General features: G+C 37.0%; 19 protein-coding genes and 1 tRNA gene. 8 read left to right on the top strand and 12 right to left on the bottom strand.

The window, feature by feature from the left end; genetic code table 11:
• Positions 1–8 precede the first annotated feature (8 nt).
• Positions 9–1805 (bottom strand): ABC transporter substrate-binding protein, encoded by a 1797-nt coding sequence (locus B8780_RS03995; RefSeq protein ID WP_084272746.1) that lies wholly within the window; start codon positions 1803–1805, stop codon positions 9–11.
• Positions 1806–2042: 237 nt separating this feature from the next.
• Between B8780_RS03995 and B8780_RS03990 the strand changes: the two genes are divergently transcribed.
• The 3 genes from B8780_RS03990 to surE all read left to right on the top strand — a co-directional run bounded on the left by B8780_RS03990 (position 2043) and on the right by surE (position 3484).
• Positions 2043–2453, top strand: coding sequence for a hypothetical protein (locus tag B8780_RS03990; protein WP_084272745.1), 411 nt, complete (start codon positions 2043–2045; stop codon positions 2451–2453).
• Between the two features lie 62 nt (positions 2454–2515).
• Positions 2516–2680, top strand: a complete 165-nt coding sequence (locus B8780_RS08100; RefSeq protein ID WP_153274151.1) for an LIM domain-containing protein — start codon at positions 2516–2518, stop codon at positions 2678–2680.
• A gap of 36 nt (positions 2681–2716) precedes the next feature.
• On the top strand, positions 2717–3484 hold the full coding sequence (gene surE / locus B8780_RS03985) for a 5'/3'-nucleotidase SurE (protein WP_084272744.1): 768 nt from the start codon (positions 2717–2719) through the stop codon (positions 3482–3484).
• Here surE and B8780_RS03980 read toward each other — a convergent pair.
• The 4 genes from B8780_RS03980 to B8780_RS03965 form a co-directional block, all read right to left on the bottom strand.
• Entirely contained in the window at positions 3473–3757 is a 285-nt protein-coding gene (locus tag B8780_RS03980) for a DUF8036 family membrane protein (protein WP_011178258.1), read from the bottom strand. The genes surE and B8780_RS03980 overlap by 12 nt on opposite strands.
• 58 nt (positions 3758–3815) lie before the next feature.
• Positions 3816–5282, bottom strand: coding sequence for a hypothetical protein (locus B8780_RS03975; protein WP_236719377.1), 1467 nt, complete (start codon positions 5280–5282; stop codon positions 3816–3818).
• Positions 5283–6403: 1121 nt separating this feature from the next.
• Positions 6404–8017: an acyl-CoA dehydrogenase family protein gene (locus B8780_RS03970; RefSeq protein ID WP_084272743.1), complete on the bottom strand. Its 1614-nt coding sequence runs from the start codon at positions 8015–8017 to the stop codon at positions 6404–6406.
• Positions 8018–8076: 59 nt separating this feature from the next.
• The gene (locus B8780_RS03965) at positions 8077–8709 is read right to left on the bottom strand and encodes a DUF996 domain-containing protein (protein ID WP_011178261.1); all 633 of its coding nucleotides are present in this window, start codon (positions 8707–8709) and stop codon (positions 8077–8079) included.
• Between the two features lie 125 nt (positions 8710–8834).
• Between B8780_RS03965 and B8780_RS03960 the strand changes: the two genes are divergently transcribed.
• Positions 8835–8907: transfer RNA gene (locus B8780_RS03960), tRNA-Gly, on the top strand.
• A gap of 33 nt (positions 8908–8940) precedes the next feature.
• Here B8780_RS03960 and B8780_RS03955 read toward each other — a convergent pair.
• The 3 genes from B8780_RS03955 to B8780_RS03945 all read right to left on the bottom strand — a co-directional run bounded on the left by B8780_RS03955 (position 8941) and on the right by B8780_RS03945 (position 14139).
• Positions 8941–10239 carry an ammonium transporter gene (locus tag B8780_RS03955; RefSeq protein WP_011178262.1) on the bottom strand — a complete coding sequence of 433 codons (1299 nt, stop codon included), beginning with the start codon at positions 10237–10239 and terminating at the stop codon, positions 8941–8943.
• Between the two features lie 88 nt (positions 10240–10327).
• A complete protein-coding gene (locus B8780_RS03950; protein WP_084272742.1) occupies positions 10328–12100 on the bottom strand; it encodes a class II glutamine amidotransferase in 1773 nt (590 codons plus the stop codon).
• A complete protein-coding gene (locus B8780_RS03945) occupies positions 12097–14139 on the bottom strand; it encodes an FMN-binding glutamate synthase family protein (RefSeq protein ID WP_084272741.1) in 2043 nt (680 codons plus the stop codon). The genes B8780_RS03950 and B8780_RS03945 overlap by 4 nt, the downstream gene beginning before the upstream one ends.
• Positions 14140–14275: 136 nt before the next feature.
• Here B8780_RS03945 and B8780_RS03940 point away from each other — a divergent pair, with 136 nt between their 5' ends.
• The 4 genes from B8780_RS03940 to B8780_RS03925 all read left to right on the top strand — a co-directional run bounded on the left by B8780_RS03940 (position 14276) and on the right by B8780_RS03925 (position 18097).
• Positions 14276–15499, top strand: coding sequence for a 3-isopropylmalate dehydratase large subunit (locus B8780_RS03940; RefSeq protein WP_084272740.1), 1224 nt, complete (start codon positions 14276–14278; stop codon positions 15497–15499).
• Positions 15496–15993, top strand: coding sequence for a LeuD/DmdB family oxidoreductase small subunit (locus B8780_RS03935; RefSeq protein ID WP_011178266.1), 498 nt, complete (start codon positions 15496–15498; stop codon positions 15991–15993). Before B8780_RS03940 ends, B8780_RS03935 begins: the two co-directional genes overlap by 4 nt.
• 58 nt (positions 15994–16051) lie before the next feature.
• Positions 16052–17179: a homocitrate synthase gene (gene lysS, locus B8780_RS03930; RefSeq protein ID WP_084272739.1), complete on the top strand. Its 1128-nt coding sequence runs from the start codon at positions 16052–16054 to the stop codon at positions 17177–17179.
• A gap of 93 nt (positions 17180–17272) precedes the next feature.
• Entirely contained in the window at positions 17273–18097 is an 825-nt protein-coding gene (locus B8780_RS03925) for a RimK family alpha-L-glutamate ligase (RefSeq protein ID WP_084272738.1), read from the top strand.
• Here B8780_RS03925 and B8780_RS03920 read toward each other — a convergent pair.
• The 4 genes from B8780_RS03920 to B8780_RS03905 are packed head-to-tail and all read right to left on the bottom strand — an operon-like array spanning position 18076 to position 21854.
• Positions 18076–19110: a M20/M25/M40 family metallo-hydrolase gene (locus B8780_RS03920; protein WP_084272737.1), complete on the bottom strand. Its 1035-nt coding sequence runs from the start codon at positions 19108–19110 to the stop codon at positions 18076–18078. The two genes, B8780_RS03925 and B8780_RS03920, sit on opposite strands and share 22 nt — an antisense overlap.
• Complete coding sequence (locus B8780_RS03915) at positions 19107–19949, bottom strand: RimK family alpha-L-glutamate ligase (RefSeq protein ID WP_236719376.1); 843 nt, start codon at positions 19947–19949, stop codon at positions 19107–19109. The genes B8780_RS03920 and B8780_RS03915 overlap by 4 nt, the downstream gene beginning before the upstream one ends.
• A complete protein-coding gene (locus tag B8780_RS03910) occupies positions 19934–21106 on the bottom strand; it encodes an aspartate aminotransferase family protein (protein ID WP_011178271.1) in 1173 nt (390 codons plus the stop codon). The genes B8780_RS03915 and B8780_RS03910 overlap by 16 nt, the downstream gene beginning before the upstream one ends.
• Positions 21096–21854, bottom strand: a complete 759-nt coding sequence (locus B8780_RS03905) for a [LysW]-aminoadipate/[LysW]-glutamate kinase (protein ID WP_084272736.1) — start codon at positions 21852–21854, stop codon at positions 21096–21098. Before B8780_RS03905 ends, B8780_RS03910 begins: the two co-directional genes overlap by 11 nt.
• Between the last annotated feature and the right edge of the window lies 1 nt (position 21855).

Raw genomic sequence — 21855 nt, 5'->3', positions numbered from 1 at the left:
ATATCCTCTCATCTATCATTGTTTCTCTTCTTTCTTAGATATAATGATGCAACCGCACCTATTATTATAATAACAACTATGGCTCCAAGTACCTCATAAGGTAGATAATTATTTGATTTCTTTATGCTGTTCTTTACGTAAAGGTGCATTAACACAACTTCCATTGGTCCAGGGTACCATGGCATTGGTATCCAGTATCCATTATTCTGATTCGGGAACCCGCCTATTGTCCTATTTACGTATTCGTACCAGTCTGCAGAGTATACAAGTGGTATCATAGGCATTTGATCAAGCATTATACCTGCCATATCATTTATTAATTTCTTTTCAGTGTTCACATTACTTGTTTCAGGGAATTCATCGTAGTACTTCATAAAGTTTGTTGATGTGTAGTTCCATCTTTCCTCATTAATATATGCAGTTTTACCAATTGGTGTTAAACTCCCTACAAGACCTGAGTAGTCATACCATGGATTTGGTCCTATTCCAGTGACTGTATCCTGTGCCATTTCAAAATTGCCTGTTGCAATATCAGAGGCAACAACACTTGATGTGGGAGTTTCAATGTTTACTTTAAGTCCAATGGCCGAGAGTTCAGATGCTATTATCGATATATCCGTATCCCAGTCAGTGTATCCTGCAACAGACATTATTGTAAGTGCCGGTATTTCGGTACCGTTTGGATTATATAATCTTCCAGACTTTAACGTAAAGCCGTGTTTTTCAAGTAATTTTATGGCTGCTGATGGATTGTACTCTGATAAATATTCTGCCATTTTAGCATTTGTTGAATTAAGCCAGAACATCTGCTGGGCAAGTATGTTTGCTGCATTTGCTGGTTTTTCATAGCCGTACTCGCCAACCTGACAGATCTCAGTTCTATTTATTGAAAGACTTATTGCCTGTCTGAAATAGCTTAAATTAAATGGATAAACGGCATCGTTTGTTATTAATGTAACAGGCTGTCCTGGTGGAAAGTAGTAATGATTATATTTAGGATCCTTGCTAACGAACAATGTTGTTATATTTGGTGCGAATACCGATGTCCAGTCAACCTTACCCTGGGCCATTGCAAGTGTAAGTGCACTGTTGCTAGTGTAATCTACATAAACTATCCTTTTTATTTTTGGCTCGCCGCTCATCCAGTAGTTTTTATTTGCAGTTAATACTATCTTCTGGCCGCTAAAACTACTAAGTACATACGGTCCGGTTCCAACAGGATTCGTTATAATTTTCGATGCAGGATCACTAACATTCTGCCACAGTTTTTCAGGAAGCATGAAGTCAGATCCAAGATAGAATAAACATTGCGTATCTGGCTTTGAAAAATTAAAATTAACTGTGTATTGATTTACAGCATAGATATTGTTTATGTTTCCCCACTCGCCAAAGAGCTTCTTTTGAAGATTAAATGTAAAAACAACATCGCTTGAGTTGAATGGAATACCGTCACTGAAATGAACATTATGCCTGAGGTTCAATGTTAAAAGCGTATTGTTATTTGACCATTCGTATGAAGTCGCAAGCCATGGTATTGTAGTTCCATTGTACGTATTTATCTGCAAAAGTGGTTCATAGAACAGTGACATTATTCCAGAAGGTTCACTCCACATATTAAAAGGATTGAAATTATCAACAAATGCTGGTGTAGGTCCAGGTGAAATGTAAAGGGTACCATTTTCATTACTTCCTGTATTGGCCGGTGTAAAATAAGAACCAGTTGCAGCGACAGTTACAAGCCCTGAAGAGGCAATTATAATTGCAACAGCAATGGCCATCGCAATAGAAAACATCCCATTTTTCATAATTCACCTCAATTCTTTAAATATTTATAATGCACTATTTATATGTTTATTTCTTACTCAATTATTTAGTAAATATGTGAATGTTTTAGTATATTATATTTAAATGTTGCTTATTTATTAATTGCAATTTTTTATTATGAATTTATTCCAAAAATTGCCTATAAATAATACTTTCATTCCAAAGTCTGTAAAACAATTTTAATAAATGTTTATATAATATAATTTTTTTAAATAATTATGGAGTTTTTTAATTACCTCGAATCAAAAAATCTTGATCTGAAGGATTACTATGATATTTTTAAAAGATTATTATACCTATCTGATAAAAGCGATGTATACTGTTCTGAAAATTCAATATATATCAATTTCAATATGAAAAGACCTGTTTACATAGAGTTTACAGAACATATTGATATAGATTCCATAGAGGACGAATTTTATGAGCTTTTTCCTGACAATGTTAAATCAATAATTAAGGGCAAGAAGGAACCATTCTACAAATATGAGATAATAAAAAAATATGATAATGTATCAAATGTTACCTTTAGATATATACCGAGCATACATGAACTCTCAATTATTATCAATAACGAATCAAGTTTTATTGGCACTCTTGATGATTTTATAGTTCTTGAAAAAGGGCAATAAAATTTAATGAATTTTTTAAATATATTAACAAAGATTTTTATAAAAAATAATAATTATATACCATGAAATGCCCGGTTTGCAATAATGAAGTTTCATCACAGCCCTACAAGGAATGGAAGTTTAATATCTACCATGTTAAAAGATACAGGTGCGAAAAATGTGGTGCAAATTTTAACGTTTATGAATACAATGGAATGGAAAAATATACAATACCAAGGAGATTGTAGGCAAAGTATTATAATTAATTTTGCATATTCATTTAAATGATTCTTGTAACAAACGACGATGGTTACAATTCATATGGCATAAGGGTTCTTTACAGGGCCGCATCCTCGATTACTGAGAGCTATATTGTTGCACCGGATCATGGCAGAAGCGCAACAGGCATGAGCACAACATATAACGTTCCATTGAGGGCATTTAAATTTGATTATGGCTATGCAATATCCGGATTCCCGGCAGATTCAGTTTACATGGCAAGGTATGCCCTTTATAATGATAAAAAGATCGATCTGATTGTCAGTGGAATAAACCATGGCGATAATATCTCGTTAAGATCATTATACTCCAGCGGGACGATAGGTGCGACCATGGCAGGTGCATTAATAGGCATAAAGGGTATAGCATTCTCAATGAGCTATAATGGAATATCAAATGAAAAAATAGATCTTGCAGAGCCATATATAAAAGCAATAATAGAGAATGCCATGGAAAGGTTTCCTGATGATGTTGATATACTAAATGTGAACTTTCCAGGAAATTTAAACAGAAATACAAGGATACTCCCGGCAAGGATGTCGTACAATATATTCGATGATAATATAATTAAAAGGCTGGACCCAAACGGTCATGAATATTACTGGTTTGGAAATAAGAGACATGAAAGATGTCCGGAGAACTGCGATTACGATGTTGTTTACAGAAAAAATTCTATTTCAATAACACCGATAACTGTTAAGGGCTATCTTGATGATTTAAGAAGCACTGAGGAGTTTATCTCATTTATAAATGTAAAGGAGCTACTGGGATAAATATTTATAAAGCATTAATATTGCAATTAAACCTATTAAATTTATTCCAAGTAATGGCAGTGAAACATCTTTCCCAAGGAATTTTGAGAAGTCGTAATAAATATAAATTGTTAGTGCATTCTCCAGGGCAAAAATCATTGAGAAACCAAAGAACTGTGCAAATAACTTGGCACCCGTTTCTCTATATCTTTTTATGAAATTATAGGCTATTATCGAGAATATTATTAAATCAATCGAAATTATTGTTATGTTTGTTATCCATATTATCTCCATATATTTACACCATTAATCATTGATTATAAAATTATTATAAAAAAATATTTTTATATTTTTATTCAAGCTTGCTTATTGGACCCAGTGCAGTATTATCAAAGATCTCGTAGACTATTTTATAGTCATCATGGCCGGTTGCTGGATTAAATCCAAAGTTGTAGTACTTTATTGAATATGTAACATTTATGTAATAGAAGCCTGTTGAGTTCTGCACTATGAACTGTGTAAATGTTGCATTGTAGTATGCCGTGTTTCCATGTATTGTTACCACAGGGTTATTCGTCATGTTTGTTGATGCATAGAACCATACTGCCTGCCACATTGCAAAGAACTTTGTCCACGTTGTATTTATTTCAGAGTAGTTTGTGTAGGTTCCGGCCAGTGGACCCTTTGCCCAGTATAATGTTGCATTCTTTGCGTACTGTGGCATTATTAATGATATGTTCTCTATCGCTATCTGGTTTATATGGTTTAAACCAAGGGAGCTTATCTCATTGTACTCTGCAAATTCCTGTGCGTATGATATAAATCCTGAACCGACTATGTGCCAGACCTCGTTGTATATCTTCCATGAGTTATTCATGAAGACGAAGTTTAATGTGTAGCTTATATTAAGGTACTGTACCTGGCTCTGGTTACTGTACGGTGTTAATATGAACTGGTTCATTGATGTTACCGTTGCCGTGTTTCCAGAGACACTTACACTTGGTGGTGCTATTGTGTAGAACCATACAGCGCTCCAGATGTTAAAGAACTTTGTCCATGTGTTTATTACAGACGTCTCACCTTTGTAGGTTCCTGTTAATGGGCCACCTATCCAGTGCAGTGTTGCATTTGATGTGTACTGGGGCTCAAGCAGTGATGAGTTCTCTATTGCTATATCATTCCAGTGAGAGAATGCAGCCTCAAGTGCGGCCTCAGCCTTTAATGAATGCACCTCACCTGCCGTGTATGATATAAATCCTGAACCGACTATGTGCCAGACCTCGTTGTATATCTTCCAGTTGTTATTTACAAGGATGTAATTCAACGTGTAGCTTATATTAAGGTACTGCACCTGCTTCTCGGCGCTGAAGGGTGTTAAAACAAATTGGTTCATTGATGTTACCGTTGCCGTGTTTCCTGATACCATAACGGTTGGCGGAGCCTCTGCATAGAACCATACAGCGCTCCAGAGGTTGAAGAACTTTGTCCAGGTTGCGTTTATCTGTGATATACCAGTATACGTGCCGCTTAAAGGACCGCCTATCCAGTGCAGTGTTGCATTTGATGTGTACTCAGCGGAAACAAGTGAGAGATTCTCTATTGTTATATTATTCCAGTGTGAATATGCCGCCTCAAGAACAGCGGCAGCCTTTTCATTATCGTACTGTGCCTTTAATGATGATATCTGGTTGTTTTTTGATGTTATCTCGGAATTTTTGTGTGACAGTGCAGAGCTGTCAAGTGCGTATACCGCACCAAAAGCCGCTGCGAATATTATTGTCAGTGCTATAAAAACAGCTGCAACAATTTTCATATTCATGTTTATCAAAGGCATGGATCATAAGTATAAATTTAACAATTTTTCAAAATTATGCATAAATTATATGCAAATTATGTGCAAATTTAAACTTTTAATAATTTTTATAAGCTTTTCAATCAAAATATTTCTAAGGGCCTTTTTATCGATCTTTCCTGTACCAAATATTTCTTTATGTTATTTTTATAAATATCTTTCTTCGATTTATAACCATATTTATAATCAGGATGGCTGACAAGAGCCGCATTTATTGTATTTTCCATGCCTGTTAAGTAATTCTCAATTCATTATGATATGAATTCCAGCGTTCTTTATTAATTCCTTTATAATGTCATTTCACCGGAATCACATGGATAAAATCATCCATCCCTGTATCCGGGTTCTCCGGAATTTAAATATCCATCTGGAATATATTGGGTCCTGAATCCTATTTCTGATCTTTAACCACCGGTTTCAAATTCCGTAAAAACCAGCGGTGTCATTGAATCACTGTGAGTGCTTATTGCGGCTGTAGGCCCATCCGTGAACCCATAGGGTAATTTCTATGTTATTTGCATAATCTTTTATATTTGATGTCAGAGATGAGCTGCTGGTTAAAACATTCATGTTTTTAATATATGCATCATATAAACATCGTTGGAACCATGTCATCGATGTTGCATTATTCCTTTTAATAATACCGATTTATGTAATCTAAACAATCATCTAAATACAATTCTATTTTTGAATTTTTATCTGATTCTGCAAGCTTTATAAATTCATTTTATGCAAAGATTTATCATGTTCCTTATCAATCATTGTTTCGCTGGGCCTGCCCTATATCAACTGGATGTATTATATTTCTGATAATATATTGCATAGAGCATATTTAAAAAATTTAAATCGTTCCATCATAACTGATATTACATTCCAGGGCCAAAGTTTCTGTAAATTGAATAATAACATATCTTTTCGTAAAACTCCCTATGTAAAATTTAACCCGTTGTAAATGATCTTAGAATCATTACCAAGGTCTGGTCAAAAAGCTTATTAAGAGTAAGCCCATTATTATTAAATTTGTATATTTTCATTGTTATATAAAAAATTACCAGTTATTTATTTTTTTAAGTAAGCGTAAGTAACAATTAAATCCTTTTCATCCAGTGAAGAATCCTTGAGGCTGAGTTAAAATCAAAATCATATGGGAAACTGTTAAGGAAGTGCCTATAGTAGTAAATTTTTCCTGATATTGAAAGCTCCATGTTACCGGTTTTTTCAGATATTAAAAGCATGAAGGCCAGTGCTGATAAATGGCCAAGTGTGTTTAATATATCCTTTGCAAAGTACTCTGTTTTTCCGGATGAAAGCATCGATTCAAGATTCTCAAGAGATCTTCTTAATGCAGAGCTTAAAATATCCGCGTTTTCCTTTGATAGGTCTTTTATTATATCGTTTATAATTGAAATGATCCTTTTATCGATTTTCTTTTTGATTAATATCTCAAGAAAATCCAGTGCTTGTATGTTGCTTGTGCCCTCCCATAACGATGTTACAATTGAATCCCTGTGGAATTTTTCAACAGGGAAATCATAAAGAAAGCCCTTGCCACCAAAGATTTCCATGGCGTACCTTGTTACATGGTCGCTTGCCCATGATGATATATTCTTTGCCATATGTGTAAATGCCCGCGCCATGTGATAATCGTCATGATACGGCGGCTCCTCATCAGTAACCTTTGAAAACATATCAGCGGCAATGAATGATAACACCGTTGATGCATCAACCTCGGATTGCATTTCAATAAGATCCCTAATTATTAAAGGATGCTTGATAATTGCTTTTCCAAAGGCATGCCTCTCCAGTGAATATAAATATGATTCCCATAGTGCCTTTCTGGCTATGCCGGCAGCTGCAAGAGCATCATCTATCCTTGATATTTCAAGTATCTCAAGTGCTATGTATATTCCATTATTATCATTGCCAAGCATGTAGCCTATCGAGTTATTCAATATCACCTCACCTGTTGGCACAAGAATGGTCCCAAGCTTGTCCTTCAGCCGTCTTATATTGTAGTTTGGACTTCCGTCAGGTTTTAGTGCCGGCACAAAAAATACCGAAATGCCTTTAACACCAGGTTTATTGTTAAGCCTTGCCGTTACAATGGCACCATCTGCAAGTCCGGCGTCGCTGGCAAAGTACTTGTTCTCGCCGTTTAATATAAAAGAATCACCATTGCTGACTGCCACGGTTTTATTTGCACCAAGATCGCTGCCTCCCTGAATCTCTGTGTAATATGTTGCACCAAGCCAGTGATCATTTCTGTAATGCTCTATAAAATCATTTAAATTGTTGCTGTATTTTTTAAGCGCATAAACTGTTTGACCTGTTAAAGTAAGTGTGCAGAATAAACCAGAATCTGAGATTAAATATCCTGATGTAAAATGAAACATCAAATCTTTATCAAGAATCCTTGAGACCACGCCCATGTCGAGAAGCCTTTCTATTATATTTTTATGATCTCTGGATATCCAGACGCCCTCAATTTCATTGTCAAGGATACCCCAGGTTTTTAGAACAGGTTTTGCATAATGGTCTATAAACATTGAATCCTCAATCATTTCACTGGAAATGTAAAGCCCCATATCTGCTAGCGCATCATCGTGGTAATTAAGGTATTTCATTATACTATGTAGCGTTTTATCATCATTGAAATAGTTTACACCCCTGCTTAAAAATATATTTGAAAAATCAAATTTCATTCCTGTTTATATGAAATTTATTTATAAATGTTTATTACAAGAATTTATTTCATATTTTATTAATTAAAACCATTTCCAGGATTAATATTTTCATCTATTACCCTTGGCCTTGCCCTTAATGGTAGATCATTAAAGCCTATTGCTATTAGTATTATACCTACCAGTGATATTATTGCACCTATTACTATAATCGTTAATATTATTCCAATAATGAGCAGAATTGCACCGGTTCTGAACTGATCTATGCCTGTAAGATCTCCAATGGTGTTGAATGCAAGGTACTCAAAGACCGTTGGAATAAGGGCTGCCACAACAATAATTATTAACAGCAGGAATAAAAATGATATTGCTGAAAAAACAGGAGCGGCAGCGCTAATTTGATATCCATTTAAATGTGTTGATATCGAGGCATTTGCCGGAATGACAAGAGCCAGTATTAATATTATCGCAACCACGGCAATAATAACCGCGGATATGATCGAATATACCATGTATCTGAATGGCCTTTGGTCATTGTAATAATCAGATATTGTTTTAACTGCAAGCAATATAAAGATTAAACCAATTATATCTATTATAAGGCCAAAGCCACGTGTAACTATTGATAAAACACTGCCAAGGAAATCAAGTATTATACCAATTATACCATAGGTTCTGGCCGTTTCCAGTTCAGGTATACGCTGAAGGTTCATAAGTGTTAAAAATAACCGTGTATAAATATTTTTGCTTATATTATAAAATTATAAATATTTTAAATACGTCCTAAAATATCCGGCTGACATTAAAAATTATATACTTTGATGTATTTACATGTTAAGCGACTGTGGTGTAGCCTGGTAACACGCGAGCTTGCCAAGCTCATGCCCCGGGTCCAAATCCCGGCAGTCGCATTTATTAAAAATACAAAGAATTTAATATTAAATTTATTTTCTCACGGCCTGATATGAATCCTCAAAGCCAATCTCACCATGTATTGCAAGATCGCCAAGTTTGAGATTTTCCTCCTTTTCCCTCAATGGTATGAATAAACCTATGATTTTAAGTATTGCAATGGTCATTGCAAATGTGTATGCAAATACGACAGCGGCTGCAAGTGCCTGTATGCCAAGCTGGTAGAAGTCGCCGTAAATTGCCCCTCTAAGGCCAGGATCAATGTACTGCGTAATGAATGGATCTGCAAGGACACCTGTCAAAATACCACCGACAATGCCTGCCACAGCATGTGATGAAAAAACACCAAGTGCATCATCTATTTTAAAATGTGGCTCTATTTTATATAATGCTATCCAGGGTATTATTCCGGTTGCAATGCCTATAACCATTGCACCGTATATATTTACATAACCTGCGGCAGGTGTTATCCCCACAAGTCCGGCTATGGCGCCAACCGATGCACCTATCAGTGATGCCTTTTTAAAGAACTTCATGTCCATTAACATCCATGTTATCATGCTAACTGCCGTGGCAACGTTTGTGTTTATTATGGCTATTGCGGCGTCTATTCCGCTTCCATATGGGTCCCCACCATTAAAGCCATCCCAGCCCAGCCATATCAAACCCAGACCGAGCATTACAAGTCCAAGGTTGTTCGCCTTTAGGTTCATATCCTCCTTTATTCTTGGTCCTATTGCAAGTGCGGCTGCGAGTGCACCAACCCCTGCGTCAAGGTGTATTACATAGCCACCTGAGAAATCAACCGCACCAAGCTGGTTCAGCCAGCCGCCTGCAAATAACCAGTATGCCACCGGGCTGTAAACAAGGAAGGACCATACTGGAACAAAGACCATCCAGGCCTTAAAGTTCATCCTTTCAAGTATTCCACCCATTAATAATACCGGTGTTATTGCCGCAAAGACGAATTGAAAGAATATTACCGTTGAATTTGGTATGCTCAGTGCTATCCTTTCAGGTCCAACAATTGCCTGGCCTGCTATAAATGATGCCGATCCAACAGGCACTGGCATTGAAAATATGTAATAGCCATCTATCTTTAAAAGCGGAACCGTTCCAAAACCAAAGCTGTAGCCTGCAATCACCCAGACGACAAGAACAGCAGAAAATGCGTATAATGCCATCATCATGGCATTTACCATGTATTTTCTCTTTGTCATGCCTGCATAGTACAATGCAAGTCCTGGTATGCTCTGAAGTCCCACAAGGGTTGCGGCTGTAAGCATCCATGCGTTGTTTCCTGTATTCAACCACGAAACATCAAACGACATTAGAAAATAAAATTCATTATTCGTAATATAGTTTATTTACAAAAATCTGGAAAAATGCTTAATAATATCATAATTTTCATTAATATATTCAATGTTTTCCAGATATAATTGTAAAGCGGTTTTTTATTTTATTAATGTAAGAAGTTTTAAAATGCTCATCATAGACTTTAACATGCATGGATACCTCTTTTAATTCCTCATTGTTTAGTTTTCTGTATTCAATATTTAAATTATCATCGTTTTTTATGTAATCGTTGATTTTTATGTTTTTATCGAATTTTTTTAACGTTTTCAGGGCCATTAAAAGTCTTTTATCATCATTTTTAATTCCTATGTTTTCATGGTTTATTCTGCCATTTATGTATATCTTTCCTGAGAGCATGCCTGTTCCTATGAATCTTCCAGTATGTTTATTGCCAAGAACTATTATCCTGCCGCCTGCCATGTACTCCCCAAGGTAATCACCAAAGGTATCGCCTATGACTATATATGGTACATTTAAATATGACCTCATCTGTATGCCTGTCCTGGCCTGCGTGCTATTTTTTACATATATTGAACCGCCGCTCATGGCCTGTCCAAGCGAATCCCCTGCACTGCCATGAATAAATATGTTACCGGATGACATTGCATCACCGCAGTCATCAAGCACGTTGCCGAACACCTCTATATTGTTGTTATCGTTTACATTTGCAAGGCAGTTCCCTGGATTTCCATATATTTTTATGTTTAAATTTCTAAGACCCATGCCTATGTATTTATGCCCATGGACATTTATTATACTTACTGAATTTTTATTCAGCCTTTTTATTTCGTTATTAATTTCATTATATGGTATTCCTGATGCATCTATGTCATATTCACCATTGAATGATACATTTATATTCCCTTTTATGCCTGATATTATTCCCCTGTGCATTGATGCTATAAAGTATGAACCTGCAGGAAGCGGCCATATTAATGCATTTTTTGATATCTCCGTTATCTGGCTTATCTCGCTTGCGGCATAGTAATAATCATCATCCTCACCTATGTACAGAGGCCTGAACTTATGTTTATCAACCATTGCTATTAGATAAAGATCGTCCCCAGAATCATAGCCTATTGCCATGCTGTATGGCCCGTCAAGCATTGCATTTTTGTAACTTCTTTTTAGATCCATTGACGCGCCTGAGAGTATTCTTACAGCGTTTAACACACCATTCTTATTAACAAGGTCATTAAAAAGATATGAAACCACCTCACTGTCCGTTCCAACAAGGCTTTTTATTCCAAGTGATTCCACATACCTTGCATTTGAGCCAAAAGAGCTGATATCGCCGTTATGAACTATCGCAACATTGAATGAAGAGAACGGATGCGACCAGAATGGCAGGTTCCCGGGCGAATTCGTTGGCTGCCTTGTATGGGCAAGCCACATGTCCGCGCTTAATTCCTCTATTTTGTAAAGCCTTGCTATATCCTCTGGATATCCAACACCCTTCATTACATTTAACCTTCCATAGCTGTATATCCTTGATTTATCATTCCAGAGCTCGTTGTTTATCATTTCCAAAGACATCATATTGTTATTTATTGATACATCATAGCATCTATCCTTTATACCGTTTAAATTAATTTTATATGATTTAATAACATTTATGCCAAGCATTTCAAGATCCTTTTTTATATCTTTATTGCTGAATGCCCTGATGTAATAATTATTATCGTTTAGATTAAACATTGCATAGCCGGCACCACGATCGCTTCCCCTGTGTTTTACCTCTGTTATACCTGAAACAATGTATTTACCAGGTATTTTATGCGCATGATCCTTTCTTAGCATGGCGAATAAACCGCATCCTGATGGTACATAGTTCACTGTGAACCAGCCTCCTTTACATTTATTTCAGGTAATGAATAGTTCAACGAAATTGATCTTAATATCTCATGGTTGCCTGTCAATGAATTTTGCATATCATACATGCCCATGGCACCGGATATTAGTAATAACTCCTTTTTTATCGCATTAACAAAGTTCAATGCTTTATTATAATTCGGGTCCGTGGTTGATTCCATAAATATTTTATGGCTTATTATCACGGCATCCGCGCCAAGCGCTATCAGCTTTGCTATATCCCCGGAATTAAGAAAATTATCATTAAGATTGAATATTATATCGTATTCGTTTCTTTTATTTATCGATCTTAGATAATTATCTATTTTGATTAAATTAATCTCGCTGTTTATTATATAACCTGAAAACCCCTTGGTCAGTGTTTTTTCTGTATATATCGATGATCTATGTATGTAAATACCGTCAATGTACCTTATCGTTATGTCATTGTAATCCTCAAGCGTTTCATTATCTATTACAGCTATGCCTGAAGCCTGGGCTGCAAATCTAAGCATCATCTTTGTCCTGCCATGCGCATTCCTTATATCTATTATCAATGGCATTTCAAGATCAATGGAATGAAGCCTAAACGATATGTCTATTTCCTCACGGTATGGATCTATTGGCGGCCTTGTTACCTGGGCACCATCAAGCCTTAAAAAGTCTATTATTCTTCTGGGACTTTTTATCTCAGGCGGTGCATCACTGCCCATACTTGTTATATATGCACTTCCAGTGTTTGAAAGATGGTTAAGATATGAATAATCTGGATCTACCCTGCCGTACTCAGGACTAACCTCAGCGGGCTCTCCATTTATCGAGAGTATATCAAGATCCTTTTCCGATATGCCATCGGAATAAAGCAAATCGCTTCTTCCTGTTAAATCTCTAATTGATCTCAAGCCAAGCCTTTTAACAATTAATGATAATTCCTTTGTAAATCCATTGATAAATCTTATTAAATTATCCGTGCCATAGGATTCATCAAATACCCTTTTGCCATCTATCTTGCTTGTCAGTGCAACCGGGCAGAATCCAAGATTGCATTTTTTTACCATGATGCATCCCATGGCTATTAGAACACCGGTACCCATGCTTACTACATCTGCCCCAAGGGCCATCAGCTTGGCTGCATCTGTTGAATTCGATACCCTGCCTGCTGCAATTATCTTAAATTTCCTTCTATTGCCATCCTTTAAAAGCATTTTATGTGCTGATGCAACGGCCAGCTCCACCGGTATTCCGAAGTTGTTTCTTATCACAAGTGGTGTTGCACCTGTACCTGCACCATGGCCGTCTATTATTATACCATCACCACCCGATCTTGCTATGCCTGCTGCTATGTACGGTATGTAATTTGTTGCCGCAACCTTAACAAAAACAGGCTTCTTTGTTGCAATCTTCAGCGATTCTATTCTCTGGGCTATATCCTCTATTGAATAAATATCATGATGCGGTGCCGGCGATATTGCATCAAGACCCTCTGGGATCTTCCTTGTGGTTGATATTGGCCCTGTCACCTTTATTCCAGGGAGATGACCGCCTATGCCCGGCTTTGCACCCTGGCCTATCTTTATTACTACTGCAGATCCTCTATTAAGTGTATCAAGAGTAACACCAAACCGTGCGGATGCCCACTGCACAAAGATCCTTTTTTTATCATAGAGCTCCGGCAGAAGGCCACCCTCACCGGTTCCTGCCATTGTTTCAGTTTTTTCTGCGGCATTTGCTATTGCAATGTTTGGATTCCCGCTCAAGGCACCGTATGACATGTCCCCAAGGTAAAGCGGAACGCTCATTTTTAAACCTGCAAGCTCTGTTTCGGTGTTGCCATAATCATCGTTGATTGTTCTGTCATTAACATTAAATGAAATCCTGTCCAGTATCCTGTTTCCAGAATTATTAACAAATATTTCATATGGCTCTCCAGTCATTGATAATCTTCTTATATGATCTATCCTTTTTATATCCCAAAATTCTGGATTCTTCTGCTTTGGTACAGGTATAAAATTCCTATTTCCCATTGTAAGATATAATCTATCATACTATTTATAAATTTACAAAATTAACCGTTTTATTACCTTGAATAAAAAAATATTAATTACGAAAATAGTATAAAAAGTATGTAAATAGTAATATAGTGATAATAATTAATCCTTTATGAATGCCATTGAAAAGATACTTGCATTGCATTCAGATAAAAAAAATGTATCACCAGGCGATATTGTTGAGGTAAGCGTTGATATGGCAATAATACTTGATATAATAGCAATGCACAATGAGTTTATAAACAACCCGCCATTAAAACCGTTTGATAAAGATAAGATAGCAATAATCTTTGATCACTTTGTGCCGGCGCCAAGCATAGAAATCGCAAACAGGCTTGACAAGATAAGAAAGCTTGCAAGAATATGGAACATAAAGAATTTTTTTGATTATAGCGGTGGCATATCACATGTTCTTGCCGCGGAGAACAGATGGATACTTCCAGGAAGCATAATAGCAAATACGGATTCGCATACCGTTAACACCGGTGCATATAACAGCCTTGGCCGTGGCCTCGGCACACCAGAAATAATGAGCGTGATAGCAACAGGAAGGACCTGGTTCATTGTTGGCGAAACAATAAATGTTGTTTTTAAAAATTATTTAAAAAGCAATGTCAGTGCAAAGGACATCTTCTTTTACATGGCAAAGACTATAGGAAGCATACCAAATAAAAACATAGAATTCTCTGGAAATCTTAAAAGCCTCACCATTGATGACAGGGCATCGATATCGACAATGTGTGCGGAGATGAATGTGGAATTTGCGCTTTTCCCAAACGATGATGTTTTAAGGGCCTACATGTCAAACAGGTCTCTATATAATGTTGTCTCAGATGGTGATTATTCAGATCAATATGAAATAGACCTAAACGAGGTTCAAAGCATGGTTGCAAGACCTGGAAAGATCATAGATAATATAGTCAATGCCGGAGATGAAAAAACAGAGATCACCCAGGCTGTTATAGGTTCATGTGCCAATGGAAGGCTCTCAGATATAAGGGATGCGGCCAGGATTTTAAAAAATAAAAAGATAAATAAAAATGTAAGGTTGATTGTTACACCAGCATCCATGGAGATATATAAAAGGGCCCTGGAGCTTGGCTATATAAAGGATATAATTGATGCAGGCGGTATTGTTACAAACCCAACCTGCGGTGCATGCCTTGGCGGTCATATGGGCATTGCATCTGATAATGATGTTATAATAAGCTCAACCACAAGGAACTTCCAGGGAAGAATGGGATCTCCAGGGGCAAGAATATACCTTGGCTCGGCTGCAACAGTGGCAGCATCTGCATTAAATGGTTATATAACGGATCCAGGTGATTTACAATGATAAAAGGCCGTGTATGGAAGTTTGGCGATGATATTAATACGGATTTAATGTACCCGCAGATATGCTATACAATGAGTGACGATAAAAAGCCATTGTATACAATGAGTGCAAACAGGCCTGGCTGGTCATCAATGGTTAAAAATGGTGATATAATAATAGCAGGTAAAAACTTTGGGACCGGATCATCAAGACCGGCGGCGGATAATCTAAAAGCCCTTGGCATATCTGCCGTAATAGCAGAATCCGTGAATGGTCTATTTTTTAGAAACAGTGTTAACTCAGGACTTTTATGCATACAGTGCCCTGGCATATTAAACATCGCGGATGAGCCAGATATAATAACAATAGATATTAAAAATTCATTAATAATAAACGAGGCAAAAAATAAAAGCATAAAATTCAGGGCGATACCAGAATCATTAATGGAAATAATAAATGCAGGCGGTATAATAAATCTGCTAAAAGGTAAGGGCCTTCTTGGAGGTCCACTTTAATTACGAAATTAGTATTAATAATACGAAAATTTTATTAAATATAAATATATACCATTTTATGATAGGCTTACTTGACAGTACACTTAGAGAGGGAGAGCAGACCCCTGGCGTTTCATTTTCCATGGATGCCCGGGTGGAAATAGCCAGGGCGCTTTCAGATGCTGGCGTTTCAATGATAGAGGCCGGCCATCCGGCAGTTTCAGAAACAGTTTTAAAATCAATAAAAAGCATCATGGAATTAAAATCATCAGGAATAATAAGATCAACGATAGTTGCACACAGCAGGGCCGTAAGATCAGATATAGATGTTGCGGCCTCGCTCAATATCGACATGATAGCAATATTCTATGGAATAAGTGATCTTCATTTAAAATACAAAACGTTAAAGACCCGCGAGGATGCAATAAGAATTATCGTTGATAGCATTGATTATGCAAGGTCATATGGTTTAAATGTAAGATTCACCGCAGAGGATGCCACAAGAACTGATTATAATTATTTACTGGATGTTGCAAGGGCCGCCAGGGATGCAGGTGCAAAAAGAATATCCATAGCGGACACCGTTGGAATATTAAATCCTGACACATCATATAAACTTTTTAAAATGATAATAAAAGACGTAAAAAACGTTGAGTTTGACATACATGCGCATAACGATCTTGGAATGGCAGTTGCAAACAGCATTGCGGCATATCGTGCAGGCGCGACAATAATACATTCAACGGTAAACGGTCTTGGTGAACGCAGCGGTATAACGCCAACACAGATAATAGGCCCGGCACTAAAATACCATTACAATGAGGACGTTATCGATTTAAAAAGGCTCTACAGCCTGTCAAATCTTGTTGAAAAATACAGTGGGGTAATGGTTCCATACAATTATCCGGTAACGGGCAAGAATGCATTTACACATAAATCAGGCGTTCATATAGCCGGTATAATAAACAAACCTGAAACATATGAATTCATGGACCCGTGTTTATTTGGAAATAAAAGGTATTATACAATAAGCAGCTACAGTGGCAGGCATGCAGTAATTACAAGATTGCAGGAGCTTGGAATATCCCTTAACGATGAGCATTTAAAAATATTAATGAAGATGATAAAAAATAAAAATAGGGAATTAAATGATGATGAATTATATGCCATGGCAGAATCAATAAAAAGATCTGCTGTTTCAATGTAAAATATTATATTATAATATAATTTTTACATGTATTTATATTTAAAATAACAATATATTTCACAAGTTTTTAATAATATATAAAAATTGATCAGTATGATCCATCTTGCATATGATATTCCTGCATGGGAGGAAAAGGAAATAATTAAGGAACTATCAAACAGGAATATAGATTACGATACAATAAATGTGAATAAGAACTCATTTAAAATAAAAAGCATGGAAAAAAACGATCTTGTTATGATAAGGTGTATAAGCAGCACGAGATCCCTTTACTTTTCAAAGATAGCCGAGACCTATGGATTTTTCCCGGTTAATAATTACAATACAATTAACATATCATCAAACAAGGCAATAACATCAATGATCCTTGAAAAAAATAGTATAAAAACGCCTGAGACATACATATCATTTTCAATGGATATGGCCATTGAAACAGCGGAAAAACTTGGATACCCTGTTGTAATAAAGCCGGTCTCTGGAAGCTGGGGCAGGATGGTATCAATATGCAGGAGCAGGACAGAGCTCCGTGATTTTCTTGAATACTATGAAAATATATCAAACGTTTTTTACATTCAAAAATATGTAAACAGGCCTGCAAGGGATATAAGGGCAATCGTTGCAGGTGAAAACATCATAGCGGCAACATACAGGTACCAGGGTCAGAGCTGGAAAACAAATACGCATCTTGGCGGCCGCGTTGAAAGGGCAAACCTATCGGAAGAGCAAAAAGAGATTATAATAAAAACTGCATCTATTTTTAAGGATTCGATACTTGGCATAGATGCCATGGAAGATGAAAATGAAATAACAGTGCATGAGATAAACAGCAGGGTTGAATTTAAGGGTGCTGCCCAGGTGCATGGAAGAAAAATTGTGACCGGCATTGTTGATTTTATCTACAGGCTTGCAAGGTGCTGAAGCGCTCTTGATATAATATCTATGCTCCTCTCAACCTCATTTATGTTTATTACCTCGTTTTTGGTATGTGATAATCTTGTATCGCCGGGACCATATGTAATGGAAGGTATTTTCCATGATGAACCCAAAATGTTCATATCGCCGGTACCGCTCTTTACTATTAATCCCGGGCTTGAATAGTATGATATCGCATTTTTAAACGATCTTATTAAATCGCTCTTGAAATTCGATATGTATGGTGGAACCCTGCTTACAACCTTCACTGTTGCCCTTCCCGCGGCCCTGTATATATTATCAATAAATGATTCTGACTCTGATGCAGGGTACCTTACATCAATGTACATGTAAGCGCTTTCAGGCGTGACATTATGGTATTTTCCACCTGAAAATCTTGTTATTGCCGCACTGATCTGGTCAAAATGGTTGTTACTGTATAATTCCCTTATTTTATTCCAGACATCTATAAGGTATGAAACAGGATTTTCGTAAAGGTTTGATGCACTGGCATGATGTGTCTCAGAGCTCATTGAGATCTTTATTAGCATTCTTCCACGGTAGCCACATGTTATGTTATTATAGTTGCCTGGCTCGCCAAAAATTGCATAGTCCGTGGGTTTATAGCTCTTTATAATGCTGTTTATGCCCTTGCTAGTGCTCTCCTCACCTGCGGCCGCAACGAACAGTATTCTTTTATTGAAACCGTTCCTAATGGCCCTGTGTGCCCCCAGCATGAGTGCAAGCAGTGAGGCCTTTGCATCAACGGCGCCACGTCCGTAAATTAAATTGTTTTTAATCCTTGGCTCTATAAAGCCCGGAACTGTATCCTCATGACCGCAAAGCAAAATTGATTTTCCTGAACCATTATCTGAAATTACATTCTTTGATCTGTCTATAACAGGATCCTCAAAGTCAAGCTCTGTTAAATATTCCCTTATAAGTTTTGATATATCATCCTCGTGCCCGCTCGGTGAATATGTATTAACAAGGTTATATAGCATGTCCATTGTATTCATTTTTTATCCTCTTTTATTATGTAATCCGCTATCAGTCCTGGTATGTCTATTCCTGTTACAGGCACGGTGTTCTTGAATTCCGTGTTGCCATTTATCTCGTTTAAAAACAGCCCGTCCTTTGATTCAAGGAAATCTATTCCGTAAATGCCATTTCCAATGGGCTCTATCGCCCTGAGGCATTCATCCTCTATTTCATCGGTGATCTTAAGCGGCTCCGCCCTGCCTCCAAGCGCTGTGTTTGTTCTCCAGTCATTTTCAGGCCTGTACCTGTATATGCCGGCAACAACATTGCTGCCCACAACAAAGACCCTCAGGTCCCGGTTAAAATCGTTTATATACCTTTGAAGATAGTTTATCTGGTATATTGGATACATGTATTCTTTATATTCAACAATGTCCATCGCAGCATAATAATCATTTAAAAGGGCATTCATTCTCCCCCAGCTGCCCACCACGGGCTTTAAAACACCACGGCCATCAAGATCATTATTAAATGATCTTAAAAATGATTCCCTGTCAAAGGTTACAAAGGTTTCCGGGATTCTAACACCCTTGCGTTTTATCCATAGCGATGTAAACATCTTATTTCCGGTTATGATCGTTGATATGAAGTTGTTTATAACATTATATCCTTTAGATTCATAGTAAGCCGTTGAGTGAAGGTTCTTGTAATAGCTTGTTGTTCTCTGTATTATTGTTCCAGAACCATTCTCAGCGTTTATATCAAGGTCAAGATCATTTACATTGATTAAATTGATATCAATATAACGTTCCTTAAGTGCCTTTATAATTGATTTCTCCTCCCATCTTATTATATCATAAATCATTGAGATTGCCAATTTTCCTCAGCCTCCCTTATCGAGGACGCTATTATTTTGGATGCCATTTCAAGATCCTCATCCTTTATTATATATGGCGGCAGCATCCTTATTATTGATATTCCAGAATAAAGTGATATAACACCATTGTTTATCATATTTAATAGAACAGGCAGGAATCTTATCCTTAACTCAACGGCGTTCATCAAGCCTAGGCCCCTTATCTCCTTTACTTTAAGGCCATTAAGATCATTATTTAACATTGATCTAAACAATTCACCCTTGTGCCTTACCGATCTTATGAGCTCTGGTTTCAGCTCATCTATAACAGCGGAGCCGGCTGCACATGCTATTGGATTACCGCCTGTGGTTGATGACTGGTCCCCTTTTTCGAGCATCATAAATTCTGATTTTCCGGCAGTTACCGATAATGGTATGCCGCCACCTATGCCCTTGCCTATTGTTATTATATCAGGCACTATGCCAAAATTTTCGAAAGCCCACATTGTACCTGTTCTGCCAAGACCGCTCTGTATCTCATCGGCAACCAGGGCGGTGCCGTGTCTTTCCGTAACCTTTCTTAATTCAATCACATATGATTTATCAGGTATGTTTATTCCGCTCTCGCCCTGGACCGGTTCAAAGAAGACAGCCGCCGTGTCATCATCTATTTTATCAAGATCATTTACATCGTTGTACTTTATAAAATCAACGTTCTTGTTTAAAAGATCCATGAATGGTTTTCTATATTTTAATGAATGTGTAATTGAAAGGGCCCCAAGGGTTTTTCCGTGATACGATCCTGTCATTGCAATGATCTTCCTTCTTCCGGTGGATCTTATCACTGCTTTTATTGCCGCCTCTATGGCCTCGGCACCTGTATTGCCAAGGTACATCTTATCGAACTTCCCGGGCAGTATATTATGAAGCTTTTCAACAAAGTCTGACCTTGTTTTGTTGTATTCTGACGCATGAAGAATTGGAATTTTATTTAACTGATCTGTTATTGAATCCTTAACATGTTTATTTGAATAACCAAGTATCGCAACGCCGTAGCCGGACATTAAGTCAATATACCTTTTATTATCACTGCCTATTAAATATGAATCCTCACCGTATTCTATATCAACAGGCAGCTTCTGGTATGTATTTGCTATAAAATCATCCTCATAGTTCATTCAACACCACTGTTCCTTGATATATATTACCTGGATTGCCAATAAAAACCTCCCTTACACCGGAGGAGACGGCTATATCGGCTGCCATAACCTTTTGAATCATTCCATTGCCTATCTTCATTGATTTTAATGAAACTATATCCATTTTACTTAATTTTTCACCGTTTATGTATATTCCATCAACATTTGTGTAAATTAGCAGCCTCTCGGCATGCAGTGCCGCGGCTATGTTTGCTGCCATTTTATCAGCATCAACATTAAGTGGAGATTCCACGGAAAAGGCCACAGGTGAAACCACAGGCGTATAGCCAGAATCAACAAGATTTTTAAGAAAATCATAGTTTATTTTATTTATTTTTCCTGTATAGCCGCCGTCGATAACCATCTTTCTGTTCCTTTCATTTATAATAACAAGCCTTTCCTTTCTTGAAGCCTCTGCCATTCTGTTGTTTATACCTGAAATTGAAACCGTTTTTATTCCGTGATTTTCAAGTATATGGCATATCTTATAATTTATATAGGCCATGACCATGATGAAGAACTCAAGGGTTTCTTTATCTGTGTACCTGCTCCTTATGCCCTGCGGCGACGTTACGAAGCGCTGCTCCATTCCAAATTTCTTTGAGAACTCATTTATGTAATTGCCACCACCATGGACAATTATTCCATTTAAATCGAAGTTATTTATTATATCATTATTTTTAAGGATCTCAGAAACAAGGCTTCCGCCAATCTTTATTACCTGCATG

The sequence above is a fragment of the Picrophilus oshimae DSM 9789 genome (genome assembly GCF_900176435.1).
GTDB lineage: Archaea > Thermoplasmatota > Thermoplasmata > Thermoplasmatales > Thermoplasmataceae > Picrophilus > Picrophilus oshimae.
Note: the sequence above shows the minus strand (reverse complement) of the source record. Positions and strands in the feature narration are given on the sequence as shown.